The sequence below is a fragment of the Nonomuraea sp. NPDC050451 genome (genome assembly GCF_044458585.1).
In genome coordinates this window covers 1-10,191 of sequence record NZ_JBITHZ010000054.1, presented here as the reverse complement: position 1 = coordinate 10,191, position 10,191 = coordinate 1, and the positions used below count along the sequence as shown (strand labels likewise).

Genomic DNA, 10,191 nt, shown 5'->3' with positions numbered 1-10,191 from the left:
TCCGATGTTGATCCGTAACCTCCGGGCCGAGCTCGCCGAGCGTCAGCGGTCCTCGGTGACGATCTGGAACCGGGTCGAGGGCCGCCCGCGCTCGCCCGACTTCGACCGGGCGCTTCGCGCCGAGATCCGCGACGCGCTCTGGATGCTGACCCGCCAGTGGCAGATGGGCGAGTTCCACGGTGACGACGCCGGGTCGCCAGTGCTGGCCAAGGTCCAGGTGGCGCAGGCCCCACCGGCGACCTTCCAGGCCCGTGACGGGGCCCCGGCCGCCTACGACGGCAGCCGTCCGCTGGAGGCGCTGGTCGAACGCCGGGCGCTGGACCACCTCACCACGGGCGCCCTCGACCTGCGGATGATGCTCGGCCGCCGCTTCCTCAAGCGCGTCCCGCCGGTCTACCGGCAGGCCTTCATCGCACGGTACGCCTTCGCCGCCCCCGACCCCGCCGACGAGGCCGACACCGAACGCGTCGCCCACCTGGAGGTGTACGCGCTGCTCCAGTCGCTGGCCGGCCGGGCGATGGACGGCTACCTTCTCTACCGGCATCTGACCGCGAGCCCGTCGAACACCCCGCTGACCGGCATCCCGGTGGCGGAGGCCGACAAGCCGGCCATCGTTGAGGCCGGAGTGGAGCTGGTCGGCTGGTTCGAGGCGATGTTCGAGCGGCCGGACTGGCGGCCGGCGTGGGACCCGGCCCACTTGGAGCACCGTTTCGCCGTCACCGCGAACGTCTCGGACGGCGCCAAGCGCCTGGTCGCCGAGGAGTACCCGGGCGGACGGCTGGACTGGACGGCGTTCTCCGTCGACTCGGCGGGCGCACGCGGCTCCGGCCCGCTCGCCGAACCGTCGACCACGATCCCGACGGCGACCAGGTTCAACGGGATGCCGGACAAACGCTGGTGGGCGTTCGAAGACGGGCGCACCAACCTCGGCGACGTCGGTGTGGACACCACCGACCTGACCCGCCTGCTCTTCATGGAGTTCGCGCTCGCCTACGGCAACGACTGGTTCACGATCCCGTACGAGCTGCCGGTCGGCACCCTGGCCACGGTGGCCGGGCTGGCCGTGACCAACGTGTTCGGGGAGCGGCTCTGGATCGAACCGGCGGGCCGGGGCGAGGACGAGGACTGGCAGCGCTGGTCGATGTTCACGCTGGACGTCGCCGGAACCGGCCGCGAACCGGCCGACCTGTCGCTGTTCCTGCCGCCAGTCCTGCCGCAGTCGATCGGCGGGCCGCCGCTGGAGGACGTCGTCTTCATGCGCGACGAGGTGGCCAACCTCGTCTGGGCGGTCGAGCGGGTAGTGCCGCTCGCCTCAGGGACGGGCAAGCGGGGGTCAGAGGCGGCCGAGGAGACCCTGGCCCACCGGCGGCTGCTCGCGGGCCTGCCGCCGGACGCCCCGGTCACCGGCGACGCCGCCGCGCCGATCTCCTACCGGGCGATGACCACGGTGCCGGAGAACTGGATCCCCTTCGTCGTCATGCACGTGCCGGGCGACGTGCGGGAGACGCAGCTTCAGCGGGGCGCGATGGTGCGCACGATGGAGGGCGTGCCGCCCGGCGCCCGGATCCGGCCCCGGACCACGCTGCTGCGGACCGGGCTCGACCAGACGCCGGCGGAGCCGTACCACGTGTTCGAGGAGGAGGTACCGCGGGCCGGCACTCAGGTGTCGCTGGCTTACCAGCGCACCCGGTGGCGGGACGGCCGGGTGCTGCTTTGGCTCGCCGCGACCCGGACGACCGGTTCCGGCGAGGCGTCCAGCGGGCTGGCGTTCGACCAGCTCCTCCCCACCCCTCCGGCGTCCTAGTGTTGTGAGCTGGAGTTTTGCTGCAGGATCAGAGCGTCCGCTGCGACCATCATGAAGTGTTGTTGTCGCTTGTCTACCGGTTGATGAGGGGCTTGTTCGGCCTGCTGGCGGTGCTCGTGCGCTCTGATCTGTCCAAGGACATTGAGCTGCTGGTGCTTCGTCACGAAAACCAGGTACTCCGCCGTCAGGTGGGTGATCGGCCGCAGCAGGATCACACCGACCGGCTCTGGCTCACGGCATTGTCTCGGCTGGTACTCCGCCGCCAGTGGGCGGAAGTACTCCCGGTCACCCCAGCGACGATCCTGCGCCGGCACCGCAACCTCGTACCGCGTAAATGGACCTTCACCGACAAACGGCGCCAAGGACGGCCCCGCACCCGCCAACCGGCCAAGGCACTGATTGTTCGGATGACCCGGGAGAACCCAACATGGGGGCACCGAAGAATCCAAGGCGAGTTGGCTCGCCTGGGCCAGGCGATCACGGCCTACACGGTGTGGGAGATCCTCCATGCTGCCGGTATCGATCCGGCGCCCCGCCGAGCCGGACCGACCTGGCCGCAGTTCCTGACCGCCCAAGCCCACGCGATCACCGCCTGCGACTTCCTCATGGTCGAAACCATACTGCTCAAACGGCTGTATACGCTGATCTTCATCGAGCACGGCACCCGTCGACTGCACCTGGCCGGAGTAACCGCACACCCGAGCGGAGCATGGATCGTGCAGCAAGCCCGCAACCTGGCCATGGACCTGGGTGACCGCATCGCCAGCCTGCGATTCTTGATCCACGATCGAGACCCGCTCTTCACCGCAGCATTCCGGGATGTCTTCACAGCCGAAGGGCTGCGGGACATCACCACGCTGCCGCGGACACCCAGGATGAACGCCATCTGCGAGCGCGCCATCGGCACCCTGCGCCGCGAACGCCTCGACCGGGTCCTGATCCTCAACGAACGTCACCTGGCCCGCCTGCTTCAGGAGTATCTGATCCACTACAACGGGCACTGGCCGCACCAGTCCCGGCACCAACGTCCCCCGAACACGGGAACGCAGCCCGCCCGGGACATGACCGATCTCCTCGACCTGCGCTCCATCCGCCGAAAACCCGTCGTCGCAAGCACAATCAGCGAATACCACCACGTCGCTTAACCACAGCTCAGGGCGCGTAACTCAATATTCGAGCGGAACACGATCTCGCTCTGCCAGGCCTCGACGGTCGCGGCGAGCGTCACGAACTCGGGCAGGTAGGCGTGGTCGGCGCACCAGGCGTAGAAGGCGGTGGCTGATCTGCGAGCAGGCAGGGTGGGTGCGGGCCAAGGCGAGCAGATCGCGCAGTTTCACCTTGGCGTGCCAGCCGGCCTGGTCAGATCCCGTTCCAGGACGGTGCGCTGCTGATCGGTGAGCTCTTCGGCGGCCGAGCGCAGCAGCCTGCGACGATCGTATTCGGGATCGCCCTTGCGGCCCCGGCGCCCGCGCATCTCCAGGTCAGCCGCCTGCGCAGCTCGGCGAGCTTGGCATCGGCCAGCTGCACCACGTGGAAATAATCGACGACGATCCTCGCGTGTGGCAGCGCAGCGCGGATCGCCGAGCGGAATATGGCACACATGTCGATGGCCACATGAGTGATGGCGCCACACCAGGTGGCGGGCTGGGCCGTCAGCCAGGCGGCCACCACGGTCGAGACGCGGCCCTCAACCTGGCCCAGCAGCCCCCGGCCGCCGGTCAGGTCGGTGAAGCCGACCTGCCACCGGTCGACGACCTGCCGATATTTCCGGTGTCGGGATTCTGCTCCCAGCGAGGCCGCCACGGCGGATCTTGCCACCCATCCGCCTCCACGGTCTCCGCCACGGCGCCGCCTCGCTGATGCCGGCCGCCGGGGTAGAGATGAAGGTCGTGCAGGAGACGCTGGGGCACACCTCCAGTTCCTTCACCGCCGACACCTACACCTCGGTCTTCCCCGAGGTGGCGATGGCAGCCGCGGAGAAGACCGCAACCTCGCTGCTCGCCGAGGAGGAGAAACCGGAGGAACCGGAGGAACCGGGAGAGGTGATCCCGCTGCGGGCCTGACCCGCTACATCAGGAGACCGGCCCAGTGATCGCCGCGCTTGCACGGCGAGACGGGGCCGTTTCCTTTGCCAAAGTAGTCCCCAGAAGGCCGATGTCGATCATGGCGTGTGCGGGGGTTGGCGCGCGCGAGCACGCACGGAGCACGCAAGCACTAGACGAAAATTCTAGAACGCATCCGATTCCACAAAACCGCAGGTCAGAACATGATCAAAGCGCACCCCTGCAGGATTCGAACCTGCGACCGTCGGATTAGGCAGTCGAAGTCCCAGAACTCGTGCGCGAGCCCTACCGAAGTTTGAGACAAGGCATTCTGTACATGTTCAGCAAATCATTGGCAACGCGCTGCTTTCGATCAATCAAGTATTGGCCGCCAACGCGATCGAACGTAAAGACTAGATCAAGCTTCGCCTCGACTCGTCTCGAAAGCGCAGACATCGGAGTTGCGAGCACTGCGGCCATCGGATTAGAAGCAAGATCTTTTAATGCCGCCCTGTGCCTTTGGGTGCTGGTTCGTGCCGCCTCAGCGCGTTTTGCCTGTCAGGCAGTGCCGGATCCTGACAACGCGTGACGGAGCGTACGAGCACGCACCGAGCACGGCGGCATTCCTCACCCCCAGGGACCCGAACGACCATAATGGATACTCGCTCAGTCCTTGAACCACATCACGCGGAAAGCGCAAGGGCCCGCCCTATTCGATGCGGCGCAGGTCCATGCTGTTGGATCCGTCCCACCGGTTGTTCGTGGCTGCCCGGCGGGATCGCTCTGCCAGTTCGCCGGTCAGGCCGGTGCGCTCGATGCACCATTCGACCCACTGCGGCAGCAGATCGAGTGCGGCCTCGGCGTACTTCTCGATGTAACCGTCCGCGATGAGGATCACGGCGTGCTCGATCCGGTGCGGGGAGCAGGCGTAATAGCCGGGCCCGGACAACTGGGACCAATTGTCGGCGAGCGTGGCGACATCTTCCCGTTCGGGGCTGCGGTCATCTCGATCGCGTAGCCGGGCGGTGAAGTCGTCGATGATCGGGTTCAGGTCCTGCTGAGGCTTGGGCTCGGGAGCGACGGTGAACGACTCGCAGAGCGCGCGGGCGCGCTGGCGCAGGCGGAAATGCTCGGCGATGAGTTGTCGCGACTCACTGCCGAGCAGCAGGGCACCCACGAGGTCGGAACGGCACAGCGGATCCAGCAGGTCGCGGGCTGTGGCCTGGTCGCACGGAGCCGGTTGGGCGAAGGCGGGTGCCGCGTGCGTCCCGACTGCGGCTCGCCACTCAGTCAACGCTTCCTGCGGTGAGGCGAAGACGCCGGCATGCACGGCCCGGTCTCCGGTGCAACGGTCGATGTCCCAGCAGTACCAGTGCGGGTCTTGCTCGCCCCAGGTGAAGGGAGCCAGGAGCGCGTACCGCGAGCCGTACGCGTCAGCCAGCAGCAGTGGCTCCCCGGCAGGAGCGGCCCGGAGAACCTCGCTCGGCCACCCGGGAGCGATGCCAGCCTCGGTCAAGGCCGCCGTGGTGTCCTCGATGGCTTCTCGAACGGCGAGGTCGGGGTCGCGGCGCAGCATCTGCCCGCTGGACGACGGGGTCATCGCGGCCAGCCCGTGCAGCAACTGCCACAGGTCATCCACCTGCCCGCCGGTACGCGCGCCGATTTGGATCTTGTCGCGGACGAGATCGGCCAGAGCGGCCAAGTACTGGTCCCAGTGGAAACCCATGGTCTCGGTCTGAGTACGTGTCCACAACTCCTCGCCGACCAGGTCGACGACGGCGTTCTCCAGCCGCAGAGGCGAGTGGGCGGGCAGGTCGGCGAGGCGCTCGATGATCGCATTCTGAGAGTCCGGCCACCATTCATCCCCAGCGGTCCCCAGCAGCAACTCAACCAGCCCGGAACGAGGATCGGGTGCGGGCTGGCGGGCGGCCATTTGCAGCGCGCGCCGAGCAGGATGACCGCTGACCCCCCGCGTGGGGCTTGCCTTCGCTTTGCGCTTCTTCGCCACGACACCCGATCCTACGGGTGTTCATGAGCCAGGAGGGCTCGTTCGCGCGGCGCGGGCGGCTGAGGCCGAACGCCGCGCCATACTCTGAACGCTATGGAAGAGGAGTTGCGAGCGTTCACCGAGTGGGTGGGCGAAGGCCGAAAGCTGACCCAGACGGGGAAGCTGACGCTGTCGGACGCGCGAACGCTGGTGGCGCTGTTGAAGACCGGCGACGAGATCGACCCGAAGATCGGCGACCGGGTGTTCCGGACGAAGAGCAGCACCGAACTGCCCGAACTGAACCTGATCGTGGAATGGGCCAAAGCGACCGGGCTGGTCAGGGTGGTCAAGGGACGGCTGCTGCCAGTGAAGAAGGCGGCGCCACTGCTGAACGACCCGAAGCGGTTGCGGGAGGCGTCGTTCACGGCGTTGGGGAAGATGAGCCAGGCGCTCTTCCCCAAGAACTACTGGTACTCGTCCCTGGTCGGCGAGGAGTTCGCGCTCATCTGGCCGGCGCTGCAGCGTAGATTGTACGGCGGACCGGTGCCCGTCGCGAATCTGCGGGAGCTGGCCTGGCAGATCGCATCGCCGTACTACGAGATGCGCGACCCGCAAGCGCAACGGCGAATGACCGATCAGGACATCGATCGGCTGCTGACCGTCCTGGCTCGGCTGGGCGTGGTCGAGCTCACTGAGGAGACGGCGGCTCTGACCCCGGCAGCCGTGCACGCCGTACAGCGCACCCTGGGTGAAGCCGCACCGGGAGAGCCGATCTACCAGATCCGGGTGACGCTCCAGGAGAGCGCGGACCCGGTGATCTGGCGGCGGCTGCTCGTCTCCCCCGGGATCACCCTCGCCAGACTGCACGACATCCTGGTCACGGCGATGGGCTGGGAGAACAGCCACCTCCACCTGTTCACGGTGGGCGGCGTCCTGTACGGCCAGGCGTCACCCGAATGGGAGCTGGACGTCCGGGACGAGAAGAAGACCCGGTTGCAGGAGGTGCTCACACAGGCCGGGGCGGCCATGGAGTATGAGTACGACCTGGGCGACAGCTGGCGACATGACATCGTGCTGGAGGAGATCCTCACCGCGGAGGAAGGAGTCCGTTACCCGGTGCTGGTGGACGGGGCGGGCGCCTGCCCGCCAGAGGACGTCGGCGGCATCGGAGGCTACGAACACTTCCGACGGGCGCTGGCCGATCCCGGACACGACGAGCACGATGAATATGTCCATTGGGCCGGTCTGGACAGCGCGCAGGAATTCGACCCCGCCCGGTTCGCGCTTGAAGCCACCCGAAGGGCGTTGACGTCGGCCGGGTGATCCGTCTCCCCTTCTGCCGGCAGCCATGGGGGACGCCGCGGCGTTCAAGGCCGGCGACGCCATGGCCTCTGACGTCGGGAGGACACAAGCGGTAAATGGGTGACCTGCTTCCGATCATGACGGCTCGGCGGTGACAAGTCACTGGCGTTACGAGTCCCCAACGAGATCCAGCGCGCGCTCTTCGACGCGACGGATAGACAATGCGCCAAATGCCGCAGACCTCGGCAAGAGTCGCAACTTCTTCTCCTCTTGCCGCCAACCAACACATAGGCATTATTTGCTCTAATACAGCTCGTAACTGGATCTGCCCCATGTACACCTGCCGTCAACTCTTCGATGTGAGGATCTGGCTCTCCGGATATTGACGTGCTGACAGGCAGAGTTCACCGTCGGTGGCACCGGGCCGTGGCGGCCTGCCCACAGGCGAGGGATGGCCGCTTCACCCGCCATGAGGTTCACCAACCGCACGGAGAACCAACCATGACGGTGTACGTGGTCATCATCAACAGTCGCCGGCCCAATCTGCTGGCGCTCAGGCATATGAGTGACCGGATATCGGACAGCGTCCGGCCTCTTACCGAGATCGTGGCGCGCGCTGAAGATGAGTCGCCGAAGGTCGCGGTCCAGCGAGTACTGTCGGAGATCCACCGGAACCGCCTGCTGGACAAGAGCATCGACTTCGCACTGGATACCAGGCCCCTTGCCGACCGGTTTGGGCCCTCAGGAGCATATGAGGCACTCAGGCTCCTTGTCGCAGACCTCGGCGTCGGCTCTTTCCGTCCCGTCATCCATACGGATGAGGCGCCGGAGAACCTGGAGGAAGTGCGACGCGCCACGGAGAAACTGCACACTGGCGTGTGCCTCCGCGTACGGCGCCCCTTCGCCTTCAACCTGTCTGATTCGCGCGTACTCCTGGATCAGCTGGAAGCCGTGGGGGAAACGGCGGAGCGAACGGACCTAATGCTCGACTGCGGTTACTTCACCTCTGCCTCCGAAACTTGCACAGGCGTTGGAGGCCCTCTGCGCCACCTCCTCGACATCGCCTGGCAATCGGTGACGGTCGTAGGAGGGTCGTTTCCCTCCACCGAGGATCTGGTGAAGCCTGCCGTACCGGAGGTCAGGCGCATCCCACGGCGGGAGGCAGACCTCCGGTGCCGCATCAGCCGGCTGTGGAACGACGTCAGCTACGGGGATTACGGAGTCGACCATCCGGGCCCTCCCCCGGCAGACGACAAGTGGCCGCCCCCGAACCTGCGTTACACGGTCGGACGGCAATGGTCTCTGTACTACTGGCCGAAGGGAACAAGTCGCGGCAACAAGGGCTTCTTCGAGCTCTGCAAGAGGCTGGTCGGCTCCTCGGATTGGCCGACCTATGGTACGGGCTTCTCCTGGGGTGACGAGCAGATCGCGAGGGCGGCCTGTGAGGACGGCGGCCCTGGCGGGAGCACCGAGTGGAAGGCGTACTCCCTGTCTCACCACCTGGCTGCCGTCGTCGGCATGCTGCGCGAGGAGGCTTGCCGAGCGCGCTAAGCGCCGTCGGCACCGTAGCGGGCGTGGATGGCCTCAAGCCAGCTCACGGCCAGTGCCGCTAGATGCGTGACCTCGTCATAGATGCGCTGCGTCTGCGCGTCCTGCTCGGACGCGGACGCGGGTTCGTAGGCTTCGGCGGCGAGCTTGCCGAGTTGCGCCATCATCGCCACGACCCGGCTGCGGTCGAGCTCGTACAGGTCCGCACCGGCTGGGCGGGTGCGCAGGCGCTCCCGTTCGCGCAGGATGTCGTCGAAGGCGGCGCTGAGCCGCAACCGGGTGGCGTGTGCTCGCACCGCCTCGACGATGAACTCGGCGACCTGCCGGGGGTGGGCGGCGTCAGCGACTTCGAAGTACAGGGCGTACTGCTCCTCGTCGCCGGCCGTGACGTCCCAGGCGCCGTGTTCGTCCTTGTCCTGGTTTGATGGGCCGGGAACGACGGCCCAGGACGCCAGGTCGACAGTGCCGATCTGATCAGGAGTGGGAATCGGTGGCTGCATCGCGATCTTCCTTCTGCTCGGACTGGGAAGAGGACGCGTTGAGGGCGGCCTCCCATGGTGGCGGAGGCGGCACTTGATCGCCAGTCTTGTCGCTAGAGCGGAGGTCAGGGTTCCACCTGATGGCTCGGGACGACCAGGGGTGAGGGTCAGCGTGTGGTGGGCCCACCTCGTACGATGTGACGCCCCGTAATGAGCTGAGGGCGTACGCGTTCACGCTGCCGGAGGCGAACCAGCGCCAGAAGGCCGGACAGAGGCCCAACGTCCGCCAGCACCAGAACGCCCTAAAGCCTCCCAGCAGGCAGCCAACCGGTACGGAGAGCTGACCTGGCTCAACCTGAGTTCCCCGCACCCTAGACACTTGCCCTGAGGTCATCCCCTGATCGAGTGCGAGCCCTGGCTGGCGCGTCTGTCGTCGCCCACCGTGAGGGGTGGAGGTGGGACAGATGCCGAAGACTCGTGTGCAGGTCAGCAGGCGATGCGGCTGTGTGGATGCGGAAACGGGACGCCAACGAGAGGTGACGTGTCCGCGTCTGCCGGTAGATGACGATCACGGCAGCTGGTATTTCGCGGTCCAGGTACGCGGCCTGGACGGGCAGCGGCAGCGCGTCCGCCAGGGCGGTTACGCTGACCCTGAGGAAGCACAGGCGGCAGGCCGTGCCCTGGCCGCTGCCGACCACGACGGAGCAGGGGCCGGATGCACCATCGGGCAGTGGCTGGCACGCTGGCTGGCCACCAAGGACGCCCTGCGTCCGTCGACCCGGCAAGGCTACGCCACACACATCCGCCTCTACCTCATCCCGCAGTTGGGACGGATCCTGCTCCACCAACTCACCTCCCGCGACGTCAACGGACTGCTCGCGACGCTCACGTCCCGCCCCTCGCCGACCGGTCGCCGACTGTCGCCCGCTACCGCGGTGCGGATCCACGCCACCTTGCGGACCGCGCTGAACGCGGCGGTGCGTGCCCGGCTGATCCCGGTCAACCCGGCCAACGGAGCCGAACTCCCCC

General features: G+C 67.1%; 8 protein-coding genes and 1 pseudogene. 6 read left to right on the top strand and 3 right to left on the bottom strand.

Annotated features, from left to right (window positions below):
- Nucleotides 1–4: 4 nt before the first annotated feature.
- Both ACIBI9_RS62390 and ACIBI9_RS62385 read left to right on the top strand, forming a co-directional pair.
- On the top strand, nt 5–1,804 hold the full coding sequence (locus ACIBI9_RS62390) for a hypothetical protein (protein WP_397237684.1): 1,800 nt from the start codon (nt 5–7) through the stop codon (nt 1,802–1,804).
- Between the two features lie 17 nt (nt 1,805–1,821).
- On the top strand, nt 1,822–2,949 hold the full coding sequence (locus ACIBI9_RS62385) for an integrase core domain-containing protein (RefSeq protein ID WP_397237682.1): 1,128 nt from the start codon (nt 1,822–1,824) through the stop codon (nt 2,947–2,949).
- 214 nt (nt 2,950–3,163) lie between these two features.
- Here ACIBI9_RS62385 and ACIBI9_RS62380 read toward each other — a convergent pair whose 3' ends face one another.
- Nucleotides 3,164–3,607 carry a transposase gene (locus ACIBI9_RS62380; RefSeq protein ID WP_397237680.1) on the bottom strand — a complete coding sequence of 148 codons (444 nt, stop codon included), beginning with the start codon at nt 3,605–3,607 and terminating at the stop codon, nt 3,164–3,166.
- Nucleotides 3,608–3,615: 8 nt separating this feature from the next.
- On the opposite strand from ACIBI9_RS62380, the gene ACIBI9_RS62375 reads away from it, so the two are divergent.
- Nucleotides 3,616–3,867, top strand: coding sequence for a tyrosine-type recombinase/integrase (locus ACIBI9_RS62375; protein WP_397237678.1), 252 nt, complete (start codon nt 3,616–3,618; stop codon nt 3,865–3,867).
- Nucleotides 3,868–4,555: 688 nt separating this feature from the next.
- Here the strand turns inward: ACIBI9_RS62375 and ACIBI9_RS62370 are convergent.
- Nucleotides 4,556–5,854, bottom strand: coding sequence for a hypothetical protein (locus ACIBI9_RS62370; RefSeq protein WP_397237676.1), 1,299 nt, complete (start codon nt 5,852–5,854; stop codon nt 4,556–4,558).
- A gap of 93 nt (nt 5,855–5,947) precedes the next feature.
- Here ACIBI9_RS62370 and ACIBI9_RS62365 point away from each other — a divergent pair, with 93 nt between their 5' ends.
- Nucleotides 5,948–7,156, top strand: a complete 1,209-nt coding sequence (locus ACIBI9_RS62365) for a plasmid pRiA4b ORF-3 family protein (protein WP_397237674.1) — start codon at nt 5,948–5,950, stop codon at nt 7,154–7,156.
- A gap of 480 nt (nt 7,157–7,636) precedes the next feature.
- The gene (locus tag ACIBI9_RS62360; protein ID WP_397237672.1) at nt 7,637–8,686 is read left to right on the top strand and encodes a hypothetical protein; all 1,050 of its coding nucleotides are present in this window, start codon (nt 7,637–7,639) and stop codon (nt 8,684–8,686) included.
- Here ACIBI9_RS62360 and ACIBI9_RS62355 read toward each other — a convergent pair.
- The gene (locus tag ACIBI9_RS62355; protein ID WP_397237670.1) at nt 8,683–9,183 is read right to left on the bottom strand and encodes a hypothetical protein; all 501 of its coding nucleotides are present in this window, start codon (nt 9,181–9,183) and stop codon (nt 8,683–8,685) included. The two genes, ACIBI9_RS62360 and ACIBI9_RS62355, sit on opposite strands and share 4 nt — an antisense overlap.
- Nucleotides 9,184–9,698: 515 nt before the next feature.
- On the opposite strand from ACIBI9_RS62355, the pseudogene ACIBI9_RS62350 reads away from it, so the two are divergent.
- Nucleotides 9,699–10,191: pseudogene (locus tag ACIBI9_RS62350) on the top strand (hypothetical protein); the annotation flags it as partial.